This is a genomic window from Phocaeicola intestinalis (assembly GCF_014837065.1).
In the GTDB taxonomy this organism is placed as follows: domain Bacteria; phylum Bacteroidota; class Bacteroidia; order Bacteroidales; family Bacteroidaceae; genus Phocaeicola; species Phocaeicola intestinalis.
Genome location: NZ_JACSPP010000001.1, coordinates 111,807 through 133,869, shown reverse-complemented (window position 1 = coordinate 133,869; position 22,063 = coordinate 111,807). Strand labels below are relative to the sequence as shown.

The window sequence follows — 22,063 nt, the reverse complement described above, 5'->3', positions numbered from 1 at the left end:
GATAGCTTTGTACATAGATTATCAATAACCAAGTAGAACCAAAAATTTTCTATTCCCTATATATCCCTATATATCCCTATATAATAGTATATCTAGAGAAAAGAAAAAAGGTTACATTACTTGTTATCATCAAAGTACAGGAATAATTGGCAAGAAAGAAAAGCCACTATACCATTGCCCATCTTTGGTATAGTGACTCCTTATTATAAAAATGAATGAAAGATATGTATTATTGGGAAATATAATATAGACTTCATAATTTTTAATTAACCTATTAATGATATGTGTACCCCATTTAAACCAATAAAGATTCACCATGTATTTTTTTATATTGAAATGGGAACTGAATATTAAATTCTTTGGCTAAAATATGAAGTACCTCAAAAGATTTATTCCATCCACCACAAAACTCTGGACTTAGTGCTATTGTTATAACATCTATTCTATCTATCACTTTTTTAATTGAATTACAGACATTTTTAATGTATTGATTTGTCAAAAAACGATAGCACTCCTCATCAGCAACTTGAAAAAAGAAATCTATATCAATATTAATTATCCACCTTCTGGATGAATCTATCCAAAAATCAATATTATTTGGTAAATCCCAAATATCTACATTTTGGGATTCTAAAGTTACAGATTCAAGACTTGTGTTATACCAATCTGTTCCATCTTTATGTGTACAATAATATGCTTTACTTAGCATATTTGTATGCAACCTGTTAAAAGAATCTATATAATTGTCAAATCTAATTCCGCTGACACCTTTTACCGTTAAAAAGTTTTCAAAAGATGTTCCTGTAATAGCATTTCGGTTCTCTTCTAAAAAACTGTCAGACAAATTATTTAACAAGTCATAATGGCGATCTATATGAAAAATTCCATATTGGTTTTCTGGATTTATCTGTTGTTCCCAGCACCAAATGGCACAAAGATGATTGTCCATAACGTAGAATTTATCTTCTTTATAGAGAAAGTTCACTTTATCGCATCCAGATTCTTTTAAATCTCTATTTTTATAAATTTCTACTCCCATAATACTATATCATTTTATTGTCAGCCGTATTACTAAAACTATTCTCAAACTAATCAATTGAATTTATTTATATTATCTGAAATAATATTTTGCAATTTATTAATATTCAAGAATCCTATTTTATCTAAACATTAATTGTTTTTCAATGCTAATTTAAGAAATTATCTGCATAAAGTGTATGTTTTATAAGATTCTCTGCTGAAAAACAAAAATAATAGCAAGTTACGTTTTCTTTATCCATTGATTATTTGATTCTAATTACTACTGAATAATGGCTCACTTCCATCTTCATCCACTTCACTTTATCAACCCCAAGCAATTCGGCTGATTCTTTATAGGCCATCTTGAAATCAAATTGTCCCAGCGTGTAAGGGCTATATCCGAAGGGAGCTATCGGGAACTTATAAGGTAGTAGAAAGCCATTATAGTCTTCACCCGTCACCATAAAAGCATCGGCATCAATCATATCTTTGCTTAAATCTATATTATTCTGCTTATAGTAATTCGTGAACCTTATGAAAATCAGGGAAATCATATTGGAGTCTGTATGGATGCTGAAATTTACTTTCCCTTCGCCAATATAATCATCCAGGTCTTCTTGTACTGCATCCCCTATCTCCTGGTCTGTCATAAGAGCCGTATCATAAACCTTGCCGACTACAAAGAACTTTTTAGATAATCGTGGCGTTGTCTGAGTGTTGTTATTTTCGTTCATAGTTTAATCTCTCCATTCGTTAAAATTCAATCTTCATTACTATTCTGTCGCTATAACACCTGATTCCGATATACTCCACCTCCTGTTTCCTATACATCAGGAGCAGCGTTTTATAGAGCCGAATAAAGGCTGTCATATCGGTATAGAAATTCTTTCCTGCAAAGTTCAGGGGATAGAGTAAAGGATATCCGCCAAACTTCTCAGGTAAAAAGGCTTCGATTCCAATGTTCAGTATCAGGTTCATGTCGCAATCAAAGATTATCGACTTGCCTGGCTCTGTCAGGAAGTCACGGATAAATACTATTGTGATGCTTGATTCACTCAGTTCCTTAACCCTGAATTGTACTAATCCTCCGGTACTTTCATCCAAGTTTTCCTGTACTGCCATTTCTATTTCTTCGGCGCTCATCCCCGTATCAAGAATAGCACCGTTCGCAATAAAGTAATTCTTCATAGTGATTGTCTGGTTTTTCGTGATTTGATGATTAAGGTTATTCCGTAGTTCTTTTTCAGATATGAGATTAGACCTTGATAAGCATCTGTCCTTTTCCTTTCTCTCGGACATAATTCCAGCATTTCTTTTAATGTAGTTTCAATGCTGAGACCAGTTGCAAAAGAAGTACTATAGGCTTTCTTCAAAGCTTCAACATCTGATTCATATTTTGAATTTGTTTTTGTGGTTTCATCAGTACAAACCCCAGACTGACGCTTTGATGATTCTTCTAAAGTACCATCAAAGAAAAAGTTTATAAAGTTACTCCACATGATAAGCAGAGAGTTCTTATATTATTTCGTCATTAAGGGTTTGGGGTCTTGAAAAGCGCAAAATCGTCATTTAAAGGACAAAAAGAAAGCGCACTAAGTATTCATTTCTTAGTGCGCTTGAATAAAATGATGATATTGTATTAAATAAGCATTTGTATATAGTTTTATTTGAGTAAAGTTATAGAGTAACTTCCCATTCCTAACAATCTGAATCTTATAGTCAAATTCTTTTTGACTTTTACAGGGTTGCTGTCTTTAATTGCAGGATTCCATTTAGGCATAGTGCTAATTATTCTTGTTATTTCTTCACCCAAGGCTTTTGATGCTGCTTTAGTTATTTGTATATCACTAATGCAACCATCTTCATTAATTGTAAACTCTACTTTTACATCTCCCATTACTCCATTCTCCATAGCCTCCATTGGATATTTAGCATTAGCTGCTAAATATTTTTGTATTCCTAAATATCCTTCTGGAAATTCAGCATCTACATCTGGTAATTTGGATTTTTCAATGGCAGTTAAAGATGTATATGTAGCTTGCTGATTCTTATTTGAATAATATACTATTTCACGCTCAAAAATAATAATAAATTCATCTATTTTAGGGCCATTATAAGTAGCTACATTCTTAACCCAATTTCCTTTTGCGTCATATTCATATTTGAAATTTACTATTTCAGTTTGTCCACTACCTTTGGTAGTTACAGCTTTATCCAATAAACCTTTGGTATTGTATGTGTTTCTGATTGTAGAGGAAACAGCTTTCCCTTTTATGCCACTTATAGCATCAACATCTCCGCTTACATTTGCCCACATCATGGCTCCCATAAATTCTCCCATATCCAACTCTCTGCCAGAATATTTCACTAATGTTTGTTTGCGTTGCGTATTATAAGTGTACGTTCTATTACTGATAGATGTCTTTTCAGAAACTAACAAGCCATTACTGTAAGTGTATTGTTTTTTTTCTTTTCCATTGCTGTTGTATTCGATATCAGTAAAATTTGAAGAACTGCTATACTTCCTTTTTGTGCGTTCAAGCAATTTTCCATCTTTATCATACTTGTCAAACTGAGAAAGTCTTCCATTGCTATAGGTGAAAACAATCTTACTGTTATCTGAATTAAGAATTTGAGTTAATTGTTTCTGAGCATTGTACGAAAACTGTTGATTCTCTTTTTTGCTCTTTCCTTCTTTATCGAATGCTTACTTTTTATTATATTATCTGAGTACTTGCGAAACTTGAATAAGTTTAATATAAAAACAGTAACGAAGAACCTATTTCCTAAATATAAGAAAAGAGATCCTTCGCTACACCCTCATACCTTAAAAATACTACTCTAGATCCCCCAATGCATATTAGGAGCATTTCCCATTTCCAATACCAATACTCCTCCATTCATAATATCTTGATAATCCAAGTAACATTGAGAGTATTCCTTTCCATTCAAACGAGCAGACTGTATATAAGTATTAGAGGTTGAATTATTGTGTGCTTTGATGACAAATGTTTTATTATCTCCTACCTTAATTGTTATCTCGTTAAACAACGGAGAAGTTATCTCATAACGAGTATCTCCTGGACAAATAGGATACAAACCACATGCCGATAATACATACCATGCAGACATTTGTCCGGCATCTTCGTTACCTACCAATCCCTCCACTTTATCATGGTAAGCATGTTCGCAAATAAACCTAGACCAATATTGTGTTTTCCAAGGTTCTCCCAATCTATTATATAAAAAAGGAACATGATGAACTGGTTCGTTGGCATGATTGTAATATACATTCCACAAAAAATTGTGAGGTGTATGGGCAAACATGCTATCAAGATCAGCTACAGTTTGTTGAATACCTCCCATCAACTCTACCATACCTTCTATGTCGTGCGGTACAAACCAACCTTGTTGCAGTTCATTGCACTCAGTACAACCATACCCTTCCTGCAATTTTCCTCTTTGGGGCCATTTTATAAACGAACCGTCTTCTTTTCTCGGACGGAAGGCATGTTTTTCCTTATCGTACAAATTCTTATAGGAACGGGAAAGTTTCAAATACTTAACCATATCCTCTGTTTTGCCTAAATCTATGGCCATACGTGCCATACACCATTCCGTATAAGCATACTCTAAGGTTTTTGAAATACTATAAGGGGTATAGCCTCGCTCAGTATTGCCAAAAAGGCGTGCTGTATTGTCAGCGTAGGTATAAGCCTTTTCCTTATCTCCTTTAAATATACCCTTTACCCACGCATCGGCCAATACTGAAAGCGCAGGATTACCCAACATACACCCACTATATGCATTCAGGAGCTCAAAGCGCTCATAATAGTGATTACCACTTTCTTCAGCTAAGGTCGTCAAAGACATCAGCAGGTCATTAACCACTTCGGGATTAATGATGCTTTGTAAAGGCATTTGACTGCGAAATACATCCCAACCGCTAAACACGGTCCGTTTAGTAAAGCCAATCGATGTATGTATCTTTCCATCTCCTCCAATATAATGTCCGTCTACATCTGTAAAATTTCTAGGATCAATCATTGTATGATATAGAGCTGTATAAAAGATACGCTTTTGTTCTTCCGTACCACCTTTTACTCGGATAGTTGCCAGCATATCATTCCATTGCTTTTTAGTAGCCTCCTTTACGACATCAAAATTCCAATCCGCAATTTCTTGCTCTAGATTTTTACGTGCCCCTTCTATACTGACGAAAGAAATCCCCGATTTAAACAAAATCTGCTCATTTTCCTTTGTCTCAAAGTTAGCAAAGAATCCGATGTGCTTTCCTTGGAATTCTTTTTTATCTTGTATGATTTGCGCTTGGGATGTAAGTTTTTGAAATTGAGCACTTTCTACGAATTCACGTTTGCGCGAAATTCCTTCAGGAATTTCAACATTCCAAAATCCATAATCTGTCAATGGCTTTGAGAACTGAGCATGGAAATAGACTGTATATCTGGCATTGCCATCCCCGTTTCCCCAACCACCACCTTCTGGTGTACATTCCATACGACCTTCGATTGTGTACTCATCAACCACCTTTACAAATTGGAAGGTAGACGTGCCACCAACGCGACGAGCCAAATCTATCTGTATTCGAGATTCCTTACTCTTCGGATAAGTAAAACGTAGCATACCACTATGCTCCATAACCGTAGCCTCTGTTTGTACACCATAATCGGGCAAATATACACTATAATAACCAGCAGAAGCCTTCTCTGATGCCTTATCATACCGAGTGCGATACCCCTTCACTCCATTCTCTTTTCCAGAATTAGTATACATTTTACCTACCGTTGGCATTACTAACAAATTACCAAGGTCTCCATACCATCCCACACCACTCATTTGGGTAAAAGCAAATCCTTCAATAGTTTGATGTTCATAGCTATATCCCGAACCATTGTCTCCTCCCGTAATTGTATTGGGGCTTATTTGTACCGCACCAAACGGGTAAGTCGCCCCAGGAAAGGTCTTCCCTAATCCATGAAAGGCTCCCGCAGCTTCGGTATTCGTACTAGCCCCAATAAAAGGATTTACATACCCGGCCAGTTCCTTGTCACTTTCTGTTCCGCAACAAGCATAACACAAGACTCCTGTCCAGAACAAGATTACTTTCCACTTTTTGTTGTATATCCTCATTAACATTCTAATCAAAGACAAATTGTGATACCTTTTATCATTTTTCTTGAATCAGCACACAAGCTCCACCTCCTGCTGCAAGCTCTAGTTTTAGCACAGTGCTACAATCCACACTTTCTTCAACGGATTGGTAAGATTCACGATTAACAAAATAGTGTGCATCTTCACCATCTTTGGTTATCTGCGCAATAAATTTTCCTTTAGGTAAGAAAGACAAAGGAATTTCCACTGTGCGTGCCAATTCATTGGTAACTGCACCTATTAGCCAAGCTTCTTGGGTTTGACGCATCATAACAATATATTCTCCAATTTCGCCAGCCAAAGTCTTACTTTCTACCCAGGGCATCTTCTGTGCACTGATAAAGCGAAGTAACTCGGGATATTTCTTATAATATTCAGGTATATCTGGAAGAATGGTTACACCTGAGAAGGTGATCAATGTTCTAGCCGCCTCAGATGTTACAGTTGAAGGAACAGGCAAGTTACAATCTACACGAGTCGTTTTTCCCGGGCGTAAATCAAACATACCGTTGTTCATATCCAGAGGACCTGCTAGCATATTCACAAATACGGAAGTACAGAAAGTTTCCGGAACAAACACATGATAACCATCCAATTGCGCATGACAATATTCTCTAGTAACAGCATTAGGCCATGTCCGCATTTGTCCATAAGGGTGAACTGGATTATCGTGATAGTCTACCAATAAATGATTCTCGGCACACAGACGCGTTACAGTTTGTGTCCATTTATTTTTTTCTTCTTGAGTACCGGTCATAAAACCATATTTTACACCGACAGCTCCCCATTTTCTATATTGTTTCAAAGTTTCTTCAATGGGATATTGTTTTCCTCCAACATCATTTAAATACAACCAAATACCTACACCCTTTTGTTTACCATATTCTATAAGTCTACGTACATCATTCGCCTTATCACCATTAATAGGATCAGAATCTGTGGCAAATTCAGGACCATACCAATTAGCATCCAATACAAGATAGGCAAATCCTTGTTCAGCCGCAAAGTCCACAGCACGAACCCAAGAAGGATAAGACATCTCATATCTAAACCCATCTATTTCTGCACCATTCATCCGCCAATCCCATAAAGCAATACCCGGTTTTACCCATGAAAAATCATATTTAGGATCTGGTTCAGGATTAAGTAACTCTACAAGATGAGAATCTACCAATGTACCAGGAGTGGTGCCATACATGATAACACGCCATGCTGAACTATAATTTGGATGTAACTTTCCTGGTGTAGATATTACAGAATAGGCTATCTCACCCTTTTTCGAGAATAAACGCAACGGTTCTCCTTCTTGCAAATAAGCCTCATGAAGAGCCATATAATTATGGTCATCAGCTTTAATTGTAACAACCGGAAGTCTCTCACCGTTACTATCTGTAAGCTTTTCAGGACCAATATTATGTTCTTCGCCATTATAGCTCCATGCAGTATAATCATCAGCAAAGTTATATGTAGTACATTCCATAGGCTCTCTTTCTAGTTTACTATTCCCGGTAGGAATCTCATAACGAAAAGCAACTCCATCATTGTAAACACGAACTACTACAAGAAGTTTCTCCAAGCCATCCACGGCCGTACTACTTATCGTGAAAGTCTTTTCATTAAAATGATCATTTACTATAGCTCTCTTTCCCCATACTGGTTTCCAAATATCCCGTACTTGACGTTCATTAGTCTCTTCAATACTACATTCAGTAATTGTTAAAACATTGTTATTCTTAAATTTAATACCCAATGATGAATTGTTAATCAACTGTTTATTATTAGCTTTAAAAGCATAAACAGGTTCACCTTTTTCACTTTTATAAATAGTAAACTCTAACTTTCCATCCGGAGATTTGACCGTATTCGATACAAGGGAAGAGGAACATCCTGTTACAACAAATGCTAAAATACAGATATATATCTGAAATAGTAGTAATAAGTAATATCTCATTATTTAATATATTTAATTGATTATTATTCAGAACAAAACTCTAGTACTCCACCTTTAAAAATATCTTGAATAGAGATAAAAGGCTTTTCCAAAAGTTTTCCATTCCAATACACTCGCAATAAGTAATCTTTTTTATTCAATTCTGGAGCTTTGATTAACAATTTCTTACCATCTCGTAGCTGCAGGATTATCTCTTTAAAATGAGGTATACCCAATGCATACTCACCTGATGCCGGAGTAAGCGGATAAAAGCCCAATGAACTGAATAGATACCAAGCTGACATTTGTCCACAATCGTCATTACCAGATAAACCATCAGGCTTATTCTTGTAATGTTGTTTTATTATCATTGGAATACGGTTCTGCACTTTATCAAGCTTGCCACAACAATCATATAAGTAAGCGAAATGATGTCCGGGTTCATTATCATGACGATAATGCCCTTCATCAAAGTTTTTGTCTAGCTCCTTACAAAATACATCCTCCCCACCCAGAAGATGAATCAGATCAGGTATATTTTGCATAACGCAGAAACGGTATGTCCAGCGTCCACCTTCAGTAAATCCCTCTTCTATATCTGCCCAGCTACCATTACTATGTCGTGCTTGAAAAAAACCTGTCTGTGGATTGTACAGATTCAAATAGTTGCGTGAGCGTTTCATTAAGATATGATAATCTTCCTCATGTCCCAGTTTTTTTGCCATTTGGGCTACACAATAATCATCCATAGCAAACTCCAATGTGCGTGATACAGACTCTGTTGTCTTGTCTGCAGCAACATAACCTAAATCCAAATACTCTTTCAGACCTCCACGAGCCTCGTATGAACCGTTCCAATAATGTCTGTCTCCCCAACGATAGTCATCACGTGGTGCTTGAAAAGCATCCTTGCGGATAGCTTCATAAGCTTTTTCTACATCATAATTACGAAATCCGTTGACATACGCATCAGCAATAACAGCATCAGCATGTGTACCAATCATGATGTTTGTGTAAGAAGGATTAGGCCATTTAGGCAGCCAACCACCTTCATTATACATTTGTATCAGCGCTGTAATCATATCATCTACCCGTTGAGACTGTGTCAATTGAAGCCAAGGGTGCTGCGCACGAAATGTATCCCACAGTGAATACGCATTGTATGAAATACCTTTGTGAATTTTGTCATCAAACGGGCTGTAGTAGCGGCCGTACTCAGAAAATTCACGTGGATATTGCATAGTGCGAAAAAATGCTGTATAAAAAATCGTTGCATCATCATCGGTTGCTCCTTTAATTCGTATCTTATCTAAATTGGACTCCCAAGCCGCCTTCACCTTCTTTTTAGTTTGTTCAAAACTGACAGATGCGGGAATTTCTTTTTCCAAATTGACCGAAGCCTGTTCAAAATCAATAAAAGAAGAACCAATACGTACTTCTACAACCTCTGTACCAAGTTCAAATTCTATATATCCACCGACATGTGCCCCCTCTTCCTTACTCTGCATCTCGGATACTTTAACCTCATTCCAAGTGCCATACTGACTGAATGGACGTGAGAATTTCAGAACATAACATCCTTTAAAATTATATAAGCGAGGACCTAAATGACTATCATGCCTCTCCTTGTTACAAATTCGAATCTCCTGTTTGTCCGGAAGGATTTCAATAGATCCCCCTTCTTTTTCCCGACCAGCCTCCAAAAATAGAATAGCTTTCTCGGTAGAGGGATAATTGAAGCGGAAAAAAGAGCAACGGGATGTAGCAGTAAACTCAGTCTTCAAAGCATGACCTTGCACATCATTATAACCTATCTTATAATAATATGGTGTAGCTATTTCTTGTGCATGATCCATCTTTACAGCTCGTTTTTCTGGTTCTAAATTCAATATTCCTACTTGTGGCATTAAGGTGAAAAAACCATAGTCGCCCATCCAAATAGCAGGTTGATGTGTAGCTACAAATCCCAGTAAATGAGTATCATTGTAATTATATGCAGTACGTGAAATACCGTTTATACGGGTTGCTGCACACCATTGTGTCATTCCGAAAGGCTCGCTAACTGCTGGTGTTGTGCCTCCATATTCAGTGTTATGAGAACCTGTACTACCAATAAACATATTGACGTAATCGACATTACTTTGAGCCTTGAGCAAGTTGCCCCCCCCTGCCAAAACACAACATACAAATCCCCAAATAGCTAATTGAAATTTCATATATCTCATCTATTATTATAAAACATTTCTCCTAGTTGTTACATTGTTTAAAATCTTGAAAGTTGTATGTATTGGTATGAATATTTGTTACAATTTGTCCATCTATCAATGCACGTGATTGTTCTATTTTAGGACCTTTTACTGCAAATCCATACTGAGGCAGTTGATATTTTTTTCCACCTACAGTAGCTTCGTAAACAGACTCTCCAAAATTGACCACAACCTCTGTACCATCAGCAAAACAAGTTCGCTGTACCATTCCGTCCAAAGTCAGAAATTCATGAACTGTCATTTCCTGTCCAGCAATCACCTCATGCAGTTTACATACGTTACGATAAGTCTCTAGAAAAAGTTCACGATTGGCCACCCAAGAGCCAGGTTTAGATGGCCCTGCACCACCGGTTTCTTCGTTCGCCCATAACAAAGGTATAGTGCCATACAAAATATTGTAACAATTCTTCATGTCTGTAAATTTCGGGTCAGCCAACGTTAAGAAATCATTAGCATCCCCCCAATACCAAGTGGATACTACGCAGTCATGGAATACAAGTTCCCATAGAGGAACACGGTACTGGGGATTCATGCCCAAAGTCTCATACTGCTCCCATTTATTACCATCCTTATTCATAGGCGGACGAAGATAAGGAGCATCCCAAGCATAATTATCTGTTCCTCCACTCATCATACCTTCTACGTAATCAATGACAGGAACAGCCCACCAACGACCATGTTCTCCGCCCACTACAAGACCTTGTGATCGTATATAATCGAAAAGACGTACACCTAGCTCTCGTTTTTCAGCACGGGTTAATGGATGCCTTTCATCGTAACACTCGTACAAATCTTCGGCTGTAGTCACATCTATGAAGCGACACAAGAAAGGATATTTAGACAATACTTCAGGAATCACTAATTTAGCCGTGCGTTCCCAAAATACTGGGCAACGTTTCATAGATTGATGTCCATCCCAAGTACACCAAGCTAACATGCGAGTACTGTCATCTTTCAATACGATATTATCTGGCAAATATTCATGTCCACTATCAATTTTTCCATCAGCTTCTACCTGAAAAACATCCTGATATGCATCATAACAACTTGTCAAATAACCCAATTCATTGATACTTTTTAATTCTTCAGGTGTAGAGTTACCATTCATAATCATTTTTTCCACGCCTGCTTTCTTTGCTTCTTTGGCAAATTCTACTGATTGTTGCCCCCATACATCCACTGCCCCAAAAAGGCGTGTCAGATTTGGGTTTTTCTTTACTTTCTCAGAGAAAGGGACAATCAAGCCGCGCTTTTGCGCATAAGTTCGATAGTATTTAGCCAACGCTACATAACCGCCATCAGAAACAAAATGACAGAGAAGACGGCGTGCATATCCAAAACGCTTTTTGCTGGATATCCAACCCGCTTTGGGCAGAACAATCTCACGCTTTCCAACCTTTACGGGAATCATGTCAAAGAATGCATCATCCGATGTATCCAATATAATCTCATATCCATGTCCTTCTTTTGCATCACATACACCTATCCAAGGCATGTCCAATAAAGCGGTAGTATAACGCTTATACGGAAACGGGTGAAGATCGGCTGGATAAAGATGCCCGTTACAGAAATCAGCTACAGCTATGGAGCAATGTTCCGAGTCCAACAAAAACGGATCAAAAAAAGGAATATCCTCTATCGGAGTATCACGATTTTCCATATCAGCTTCTATCTCCAAGTCCGCAGAGGCTTTTGGAAGACTCAGTTTTATTAAGAACGGATAATTATTAACTTCCGTTTCGAATGCTATCGCCCATTTATCAGCAGTACTTACTTCACTAACATTCTCTATTTTTTTTTCTTTTGAAGCTACTTGTTGCCACTCCCGATTTCCTTTTTTATCATACACGTTCAATACCCCGGTAGGTTGAATGGTTACTTTCAAATGACTATTTTCAATAAACCAAACATCTCCTTCCTGTGAAACTCCATCGCTTGAACTACAAGCACACAATCCCAACAAGACAAAAATTGTCAGGAAAACACTTATTCGTTTAAAAATTATCATAATAGTTTGTTTTTTACTTCCAAAATTATGTTGTTAGAATATTCAAATAATTATTGAAAGTTCTGATTAAAATAGAAGTCCCTGTATTTAGGGAAATACCACGAAATATAGGGACTACCTGATTAATATATAATACTAATACCCTTCGTTTTGCTTAATTTTACCTTTTGACTCATCTATTACCTCTTGCGGAATAGGAAAAAGTACCATATGCTTATAATCAGCCTCTCTTCCTTCTGGAATATATCCTTGGTCTACTGCTGATTGTATCCATTTTCCATGTCTAATTAAGTCACGTCGACGATGTCCTTCACAATATAATTCACGGCCGCGTTCATCCAATATAAAGTCACGGAAATTCTCTTTACTAGCCGTAGCTGTAGTTGGAATAGTATTGGGTATACCAGCACGGGCACGAATCTGCTCTACCAATCCAATAGCTTCCTGTGTAGGGCCCTTCTGTTCGTTTATAGCTTCGGCTAACTCCAACAAGACATCAGCGTAACGATATACCACTACATCATTACCTGCTTTTTCTGAAATCTGTGTCGGGTCTTCAGGATACTTGACAGGCAAGGCTCCCTTTACTAAATTGGGATAACCATTGTTACGGCTTGCTAATTTCGTTTCACCATTGCTTATATATTCAAATTCTGTAATAAGTGAAGGTGCCATTGCACGTTCATCTCCTGGTTGTTGAAAATGGTGATCGTAATATTTCCATGGCATATTATATACATTCCATCTTTGCACTTTGCTATTCGTCCAGAAAGAAGGAAGTTCAGGAGGAAGCACATGAGTAGTCCAAGTATTCCCATTACCATTTGTCTCAGATTGACAAGGTAATGCCCAGATAATTTCATTATTGCGTTCATTCTCAATGCTAAATACAGATGAATAAGTACGCTGTAACTCGTAGCCCAATCCTTGAATCTTTCGGCAATAAGTTTCAGCATCTGCCCAACGCTTTTCCTGCATATAAAGTTTTTCTAAAATAGTATAGGCAGCTCCTTTAGTGAGCCGTCCGTATTCAGAAGCATCATAAGATACCGGCAAAATCTCTGCAGCCGTTTTCAAATCAGTTTCAATTAACTTGATAAACTCATCTTTCGGTAAGCGTTCCAAAATTATCTCATTTTCTGGATGGCGCAGAATTTCAACATCAGTAGTCACATTAGCAGTTCCGTAAAAATCATATAAGAAGAAGAGATATTGACCACGAATACACTGCAGTTCTGCTATATATTGTTTCTTAACATCATCATCTATAGGAGATTTTTGCAAATCGTCTATGACCAAAGTGGCCCGATTAGCCTCTTTTACAAACATATTATAGAATTTATACGCTGCATATGTTGTAGAATTCCATTGAAACTTCTCCATAAATTCATAATCATCACGTTGTGTACCCATGTCATCTGCACACAAGTTATTTATCATCCAAAATGTTTCCGTCCAACCACCATAAATATCACCAGGTGAGCCTAATGGACTATAAATTCCTGTTACTGCTGCTTTGGCATCAGACTCTGTTTTGTAAAAATTTTCAGGAATAATCTTATCATATATTACAGGATCTAAATCTAAACAAGATTCCATGCCTATTCCTAACAAGGCTACCAATGTAATCTGTTTTATATTATTCAAAAGTCTCATATTAAAATCTAATTAAAAAGTTATATCTACCCCAAAAGACATTGTTGTTTGAGTCGGATATGCTGCAAGACCGTTCATCTCCGGATCGATGCCGCTATACTTAGTGATAACAAACGGATTTTGAACATCAGCATATAAACGCAAATTTTTCACTAACTTACTGAAGTTACCTAACTTAGGAAGAGTATATCCTAGTGTTATGTTCTTACAACGCAAGAAGTTTGCGTTCTCCAGCCAAAAGTCTGTGCTGAAGTTATCATATGGGCTGTTCAGACATGTAGGAAATTTCCCGTTAGGATTGTCATGCGCCCAACGATTTGTTACTTCCGCTAACATGTTAGAACCATTTAAAATAGCATTCGACCCCTTCAAATAGGAAAGATATGCTGGATTTTCTAACTTTCTACCTAAGTAGCCATAAAAGAAAATATTTAAATCAAAACCTTTATAAGTAAAAGTATTACCAAATCCTACATAAAATTTGGAAGTAGCTGTGCCCATATATACAATATCAGCCTCGTCCAACTTACCATCCGGACCATCAGTCAGGTTACCGTTTTCATCACGTCCATGCAAATCTTTATACTTAATCATACCTGGCTTTGCATTTGGCATATGAGGTATTTTACAAGTTCCGTCAGGATTCATATCCTCAGGTTGTACAAGTCCGTCAGAGAGCATTAGGTAACGTGCATTCAGCATATCATGTTCATTCTCATAAATAGCCTTCTTCCATTGTGGACTTCTTTCTACCCAGCGATCACGATAGAAGGAGAAAACATAGTCTGTAGTCCACTGAAACTCTCCAATCAGATTACGGGTAGTCAAACCTAATTCGAAACCTTTACTGCCTTTCACACCAATATTAGCAACAATGGTATTGATCGGGTTATAAGACATTAGCTTCTTGGTATCTAATAAATCAGACACCCTACGGGTAAAATATTCCATGGAGCCCACAATGCGATTATTGAAAAAACCAAAATCAACACCAAAGTTAAATTCGGTGGTAGTTTCCCACTTCAAGTTAGGATTAGCTAATTGAGTCTGTGTTACACCAGTAGCAACCTGATCTCCAAACGTATAGTTACGCCCTGTATCATATAAAGCCAAGGCATTACTACCAATATTCGCATTACCTGTCTGACCGAAGCTGACACGCAGTTTAAGATCAGATACTATATTTTGGCCTTGCATAAAAGCTTCGTTGTTGACACGCCATGCTAAAGCTACTGATGGAAAAAATCCCCATTTATTGTTTTCTGCAAATTTGGAAGAAGCATCACCACGAAATGTAGCTGCAATCAGATAGCGATTATCATAGTTGTAGTTCAAACGTGCAAACACAGAACCCAGAACCTCCTCATTGCCATAAGATCCGACTGTAGGTTTGGCTGATTCGCCAGCCCCCAGATTATACCACTTGAAGATATCAGTCAAGAATTTACTATTAGAAGCATCTAGTCCATCTGTGAAAAACTTTTGATAAGAATAACCTCCCATCACTCTAAATGAATGTTTCTCCGCAAATGTTTTGTCATAAGTCGCAGTAATATCGAATACATTGTTGTTTCGGTTGATAAAGGAACGAGTAGCTCTACCATCTTCCTTAAAACCATAAAGTGTAGTTTTAGGCATATAGGTATTACGCTCTCCTTTATCTTTTTGAAAACCAGCATTCATACGGATATTCAGCCCCTCTATCGGAGTAACCTGCAGGTAAAAATTACCAAGCAACTCTAAATTATGACTTTCATCATCCACTTCCAGTAAAGATACTGGATTAGGCAGAAATGGTTGCTGAGGGTCTATCATATAATCACCGTTTTCATCATAAATTGGTAAAGTAGGATTTGCAGTCATTGCCGCACGAATAATACCAGCATTTTCATTTTGACTTGTTGTTAATGGGGCATTATCATTAGTAGTTTGACTAATACTGAAATTAACTCCAGCCTTAATATATTTATTAAATGTTTGATCGAAATTGAAACGTCCAGAATAACGCTCTATACCCGTACTTTTGATAACCCCTTCCTGATTTAAATAACTACCTGATACATAGTAAGATGTCTTATTGGTACCACCTGTTAATGAAATGTTATGTTGAGTCATAATGGCATCTCTCTCTACGGCTCCAAGCCAGTCTGTAGTCTGTGCATTAGCTATATCATCACTAGAATATTTATTCTCATAAGGAGCTACACTATTGGGGTCTGTAGAACCATATGGGTAAATTTTATTATCAGCTAACCAGTTTTCATAGCCAATTCGATTGTGTTCCGTCATAAAACCAGCTGCATCCAGCATTTTTTCATGCTTGGCTCTTTTGGATAAAGAAACAGAACCTGAGTATTTCACCATAGGCGCAGCACCTTCTTTTCCTCGTTTAGTAGTAATCAAGACGACACCGTTAGCAGCACGTGCACCATAAATAGAAGTAGCTGCAGCATCTTTTAACACCTCAATTGACTCAATATCGGCAGGGTTTAAATTATTCAATGGAGATTTACTACCGCCATCGTACTTACCGCCTCCTGGTTCCATATTATCCACATTCATCGGATAGCCATCGATAACATACAAAGGTCCAGGATTTCCTGCACCTCCAGCTGCATTACCACGGATTTGTACAGTAACAGCTCCACCCGGCTGGGCATTATTAAGTGTAATTTGCATACCAGGAGCCTTACCTGAAAGCATTTGTCCCAAAGAAACATTACCAGTCAAGGGTAAATCATCCGCTTTCACCTGAGTAATAGCACCTGTAATATCACTTTTCTTCTGTGTACCGTAACCGATTACGACTACCTCATCCAAACTTTTAGAGTCTTCACGTAATACAACTTGTAGGTTGGAAATTTTATCAACCTTTACCTCATATGGTATATAACCGATATAAGTAATAGTAAGCACAGATTTTTCAGGGACATCAAGTTGAAAATTACCATTCATATCCGTAATTGTTCCAATACCCCCATTACCTTTTACTACTACGTTAGCTCCAATGATTGCCTCTCCTTTACGATCTACTACGGTACCGCTTATCTTTTTATTACCGGTAGAGTTCGTTTGTTTATTCTGAATCAGGATAATATTTACTCCTTCTATACGATATGATAAACCTAATTCCTCCAAAGCATCATTCAGTATCTCCTTCACGGATCCTTTACCATTTTGCAAACTTACAGTCATATTCAAATCAATAGATTTATTTGATACAAACAAATAATCTGTTTGATTCTCTACTGTTTTGATCAACTGAGATAATTTTAAATTTTTCTTATTAATTTCAATTTTGAGATCTTGTAAATTCTCTGCATACACCATGGATGAAGGTAATAATAAACACATGGCGATTGATAAAGAATGTCTAAATTTATTAAAAATACATTCTTTATTCCAAAAGTATTCACTTAAATGCATGTTTTTCATATATTTGCTATTATTATTAATTTTAATGCTAGGACTAGCATTATCTAATGTTTTTTTGAGTCGGTAAATGTTGCAGCATCTACCGACTTTTTCTTTCATTTAAATTCTCTTTTTATTATTTCATAGGCAATTATATTATGGGTTTAACAATCATAAGAAAAGATATCATTTCTTGGTTTCAATATAAATCACATTATCATCTATATTTCTTCGGTAAACAAATGGATAATCATTTTGCAACACCTTCAAAGCATGTTCTACTCCATCTAATATACGGAATTTACCATTATATCTTAGTTTACTAAGTGATGAATCGTTCATTACAATCTGTATATCAAAAGTCCGTTCGAATATCTTAATTATTTCAGAGAATTGCTTATCTGTTACACATATCAATCCATCTGTCCAACGATATTCATCCGAATCTGTCATATTAGTAACATGCAATGAACCATCTTGGGAATATGCAGTCTCACCAGGAGACAAATATACTGATGCCATATTATTATCAAAAACTTTAATTCGTCCCTCGTAGAGACTTGTTTGAAAAACTGAATCTGCAGCATAAGCTGTAACACTAAACGTAGTTCCTAATACCTGAACATTATATTTATTGGTCTTGACAATAAAAGGCTCCTTACTTTTTGCAACTTTTAAATAGGCTTCTCCATCCAGCATTATTTCTCTCTTGCCATTTGCAAAAAGCAAAGGATACTGAAGGCGAGTATTAGAATTCAACCATATAATAGTTCCATCTGGCAACAACAATTTGCTTCGATTGCCAGCCGGTACATAAACCATTTGTGTTTTTTTATATTGTTTATCCTGTTGATACAGTTCAAAGAAATGCAAACAGCCAATTAAAACAAGTACAGAAGCAGCTATCTTAATTGTATTAATCATCCATCGAGAGAGGTGAATACGCTTCGATGAAATCGCTATGGCTTTCTCATCCATTAGCAACGTGGCATCAAAACGAATTCGCTCTCGTATAAATAGCTTTCGGTTATCTGAGCTTTCCTCAATCCACTGATGAATGAAATTCTTTTCCTCTTCAGTGGCTATCCCTTCAAAATAGCGGTATAATATTTTTTTTTCCATCGTCATCTTTTTTGTGGTCTTCATAATTAGAGCAACTCAACTTTGCAAAATCCCAAACAGGTGCCCTATTTTTTTTATTTTTTGTTTGTTTTTTATTTGCAAAAGGTATTATAAGGGGAAGTTTCACCATCGACTGATAGCTTTTGTAAGGGAAAGAGAATAGGATATATATAGTGTTGTAACTCATTCATCAACAATCATATAGTAAGAATATCATCAATGGTAAATAATCTTTCAATTCATAAGATAGTAAATTGATAGCTTTATTGATATGATAGTCAACTTTTTGTAGAGATACGCCTAAAATGCTTGCAATTTCTTTTCGCGACTTATTCTTCAAACGGTTTAGCACGAAGATTTCCCGAGTTTTATCCGGCAACTTGACCAATGCTTGCTTCAAAATCTTCTGAACATCTTCCAAAAAGATAGCATCATAGCTATCGTCTTCTAACGTCTGAATACGCGTAGCAATTTCCCAGTCCTGCAAGTTAGTGCAGAGCTTACTATATTCTTGCTCGATCGACAAATGTTTTAAGTAGTTTAAACACTTATTTTTAACAGTTAATAAGATATAACCTATTACATCCGTTTCTTTGGGTATATTGTGTTTGTTTTCCCAAAAGTAGAGCAAAGCGTCGTGAACAATATCTTCAGATGTAAAAGAATCATTCACATAATAATAGGCATAACGTATAAAACGCGCATAATAAGTTGCATAGAAAGTTCCAAAATTCATTTCTGAACAAACATCAGATAGCGTTATCTTATTCATTCTCTCTATACTATAGAATTAAAGTTAGACAAATCAAGTAAAAAACAATCTAAAACACCAATATATATTTGGCTCAACAAAATATTTATGCTATATTATGAATTTAAAATTGCAAAAAGTATAGATATCTTCAAAAAAAGTCAGTAATTTAATTTTGGACTTTTTTGATGAACATATCTCATTCCCATAGTGAATATGACTAAAAGTTTTTCAATAGTACATTAAATTAAAGGCCATAAGCATCTCGATTAAACATAAGTATTCTCGTTCAAATACAATACAGTTTATATACTCTCATCAAAGATTTCTTAGATAAGTTCTTCGGAAATATCATCTTTCCACTTTTTTGGTATAGATAAAGCTATCTGTACGATAACAGCCTACGCTATATTTAATATAAACTCTATTGATGTAAAATACAATTTTTCTTCTTACCAATCAACGGTATACTCTAACTGAAATAAGAGACAAAAGGGGGTATCCCTTATTTTGAGTACTCCTCGTTCCAACATCATATATTTTGTACTTTTCTTAGGGTCTATATTAAAAAAGGAATAGATTCCCTAGGTAACTTTTTAAAACTGACGTGCAGTTCGAAGTTCTTAATTTCAATACCTAGTATTTTCATCTCCTGTGAAAAACACAACCAATTATTCCCTTACAATATCTTTATTTATGACTTTTGTATCATACACTTTTTTCTGACTAATAACCTCTCGAACATAAGTTTGTAAATGACTTAGTGAAGTGTGTTCCTTTATATATTTAATTGTTCAGACAATAAAATATCATTGGAAGGTAATTTTCCATTCTTATATTCTTCCAATTCGATAAGCTTTCTTGAAAGCTCTTCTGTTTGAATATGAAGTGTTTTTTCGGAGTTGTTGTCTAATTTTATAGTCATATACTCTCTGTTATTTTTTTATGATGCAAAGATAAATCTTTTTAGCAAAAAAACTTTAGAGTTTCTTTTGTTTTAAATATTATTCAAGTTTCGCAAGTACTCAGATAATATAATAAAAAAAGCTAAAGAGTTTGATAATTCGATGATTATCAATATATTAATGTCGCCAAACAAACAATATAGCACCCTTTAGCCATGAACAAAAATAGACATATTATCGGTGAACTCCAAGAGTTTTTTGCAAACAATGACTCCAGCAAGGCAATAAACAGCATATCAACCATTATGAACAGCATAAGGATACAAAGCAAAGTCATCGGGTCAGTTAAGAATCCGAATTGCAAATTCACCTGTCTTCAGGTGTTGCAGCTGCTAGTTCTGTTCCCGTTCTTTTCCATTAAGAATGCTGCCAACTATTCGTCTTCTGCCTTGGGCAGGATGTTTGTCTGCCACAAAGACATGTTCTATCGTTTCATGAACGATGGCAACGTCAATTGGCGACGTATAACCTACTCGTTTTTCAGGCAGTTGTATTCACGTGTGAAACGCGGCACGACATTGAAATCGGACATCAGGTGCGTCATCATCGATGATACAGACCTTCCAAAGACCGGGTTCAAGACCGAGAAGATTGGCAAGGTATTCTCTCATACCCAAATGAAACCTATACTTGGCTTCAAGGCAATGTTCCTTTGCTTTACAGATGGCATATCCCAGTTTCTTCTTGACTTTTCCCTCCATGGGGAGGAGGGAAAACGGGGCGATAAGCCACAGGGGTTATCCAGAAACAAACGGAGGACCGGTATTGCAAGGAACACTCAGGGGATGAACGTATTGTCAGGCGCAGCACTGAGTATTTTGCAAGTAAGATTGAGACGGCCATCAGTATGCTCAAGCGCTCGATCATAGAGGGCGTACGTTTCGATTATCTTCTTGTTGACAACTGGTTTACCTGCTCTGAACTTTTGAAGTTCGTAGTCTCAAGGCATTTTGGATGCCACCTTATCGGAATGATAAAGATGGGCAAGACCAAGTATGAGACAGGTCTTGGAAACAAAACAGCGCCTGAGCTTATCAAGGCTCTCCAGAAATCCGGGAAAGTAAAGTATAGCCGATCAATCGGTTACTACACAACAACTGTATCTGCTAAAATCTCCGGCATTAAGGTCAGCCTGTTCTTCTACAGAAGAGGCAGGAACGGCAACTGGAATGCCCTGCTTACCTCTGATCTTAAACTTGATGCCAAAAAAGCCTTCAGGCTTTATTCAAGAAGATGGGTTATCGAAGTGGCTCACAAGGAGATGAAGCAAAACCTGAAACTCGGAAAGAACCAGTGCAGAGACTTCGCCGGACAGATTGCAGGCATATCATTGTGCGTACTGCAGTACAATATACTCAGTTATGTCAAACGCAATGAGTCATACGAAACTATCGGAGGACTCTTTGCCGAAATTTCAAAGAACTCTGTTGAACTTTCAGTAGCAGAAAAAATCTGGCTGCTGATCGTAGAAGTTATAAACGTCATTGCTGAGGTACTTAACTGCGATGCAATGCTTCTGACTGAACAAATAATATCAAACGATAAACAAATCAAAGCAGTAAAGCTGGCTTTCGACAGACTGACACCAGCTGCCTGAGAAGTTACACTTTACTTGCGAAACTTAAGTTAATATTATAATTCAAAAAGAAACTCTCACAAAAAAGTAAAAATTTAACTTTTCAGACACAGAAACATTACTGGGGAAGGAAGAAAAAACAAGAGAAGCCGCTTGTTTTCAGCTTCTCTCATTTCTCCGTT

At 36.6% G+C, this 22,063-nt stretch carries 14 protein-coding genes and 2 pseudogenes; 1 reads left to right on the top strand and 15 read right to left on the bottom strand.

The features are described from left to right. Positions 1–295: 295 nt before the first annotated feature. The 15 genes and pseudogenes from H9625_RS00540 to H9625_RS18005 all read right to left on the bottom strand — a co-directional run. The gene (locus H9625_RS00540) at positions 296–1,039 is read right to left on the bottom strand and encodes a UPF0489 family protein (RefSeq protein ID WP_191762721.1); all 744 of its coding nucleotides are present in this window, start codon (positions 1,037–1,039) and stop codon (positions 296–298) included. 244 nt (positions 1,040–1,283) lie between these two features. Then, positions 1,284–1,670, bottom strand: a complete 387-nt coding sequence (locus H9625_RS00535) for a hypothetical protein (protein WP_191762720.1) — start codon at positions 1,668–1,670, stop codon at positions 1,284–1,286. Positions 1,671–1,773: 103 nt separating this feature from the next. Then, positions 1,774–2,208, bottom strand: a complete 435-nt coding sequence (locus tag H9625_RS00530; RefSeq protein WP_191762719.1) for a hypothetical protein — start codon at positions 2,206–2,208, stop codon at positions 1,774–1,776. Further along, complete coding sequence (locus H9625_RS00525) at positions 2,205–2,519, bottom strand: hypothetical protein (protein ID WP_191762718.1); 315 nt, start codon at positions 2,517–2,519, stop codon at positions 2,205–2,207. The genes H9625_RS00530 and H9625_RS00525 overlap by 4 nt, the downstream gene beginning before the upstream one ends. Before the next feature lie 164 nt (positions 2,520–2,683). Further along, a complete protein-coding gene (locus tag H9625_RS00520; RefSeq protein ID WP_191762717.1) occupies positions 2,684–3,565 on the bottom strand; it encodes an energy transducer TonB in 882 nt (293 codons plus the stop codon). A gap of 296 nt (positions 3,566–3,861) precedes the next feature. Then, a complete protein-coding gene (locus tag H9625_RS00515) occupies positions 3,862–6,177 on the bottom strand; it encodes a GH92 family glycosyl hydrolase (protein ID WP_394354904.1) in 2,316 nt (771 codons plus the stop codon). A gap of 31 nt (positions 6,178–6,208) precedes the next feature. Continuing rightward, a complete protein-coding gene (locus tag H9625_RS00510) occupies positions 6,209–8,143 on the bottom strand; it encodes a glycoside hydrolase family 97 protein (RefSeq protein WP_191762716.1) in 1,935 nt (644 codons plus the stop codon). A 23-nt stretch (positions 8,144–8,166) separates the two neighbouring features. After that, entirely contained in the window at positions 8,167–10,338 is a 2,172-nt protein-coding gene (locus H9625_RS00505; RefSeq protein ID WP_225226153.1) for a GH92 family glycosyl hydrolase, read from the bottom strand. Between the two features lie 31 nt (positions 10,339–10,369). Further along, a complete protein-coding gene (locus H9625_RS00500; RefSeq protein ID WP_191762714.1) occupies positions 10,370–12,397 on the bottom strand; it encodes a glycoside hydrolase in 2,028 nt (675 codons plus the stop codon). A gap of 135 nt (positions 12,398–12,532) precedes the next feature. Continuing rightward, the gene (locus H9625_RS00495; RefSeq protein WP_191762713.1) at positions 12,533–14,053 is read right to left on the bottom strand and encodes a RagB/SusD family nutrient uptake outer membrane protein; all 1,521 of its coding nucleotides are present in this window, start codon (positions 14,051–14,053) and stop codon (positions 12,533–12,535) included. A gap of 12 nt (positions 14,054–14,065) precedes the next feature. Next, a complete protein-coding gene (locus H9625_RS00490) occupies positions 14,066–17,587 on the bottom strand; it encodes a TonB-dependent receptor (RefSeq protein WP_087395959.1) in 3,522 nt (1,173 codons plus the stop codon). A 66-nt stretch (positions 17,588–17,653) separates the two neighbouring features. Further along, on the bottom strand, positions 17,654–18,589 hold the full coding sequence (locus H9625_RS00485) for a FecR family protein (RefSeq protein ID WP_158100040.1): 936 nt from the start codon (positions 18,587–18,589) through the stop codon (positions 17,654–17,656). After that, entirely contained in the window at positions 18,558–18,719 is a 162-nt protein-coding gene (locus H9625_RS00480) for a hypothetical protein (RefSeq protein WP_191762712.1), read from the bottom strand. Before H9625_RS00480 ends, H9625_RS00485 begins: the two co-directional genes overlap by 32 nt. 60 nt (positions 18,720–18,779) lie before the next feature. Continuing rightward, positions 18,780–19,361, bottom strand: coding sequence for an RNA polymerase sigma-70 factor (locus tag H9625_RS00475; RefSeq protein ID WP_087395956.1), 582 nt, complete (start codon positions 19,359–19,361; stop codon positions 18,780–18,782). A 573-nt stretch (positions 19,362–19,934) separates the two neighbouring features. Then, positions 19,935–20,259: pseudogene (locus H9625_RS18005) on the bottom strand (GntR family transcriptional regulator); the annotation flags it as partial. Positions 20,260–20,460: 201 nt separating this feature from the next. On the opposite strand from H9625_RS18005, the pseudogene H9625_RS18095 reads away from it, so the two are divergent. After that, positions 20,461–21,902: pseudogene (locus H9625_RS18095) on the top strand (IS4 family transposase). Positions 21,903–22,063: the final 161 nt, after the last annotated feature.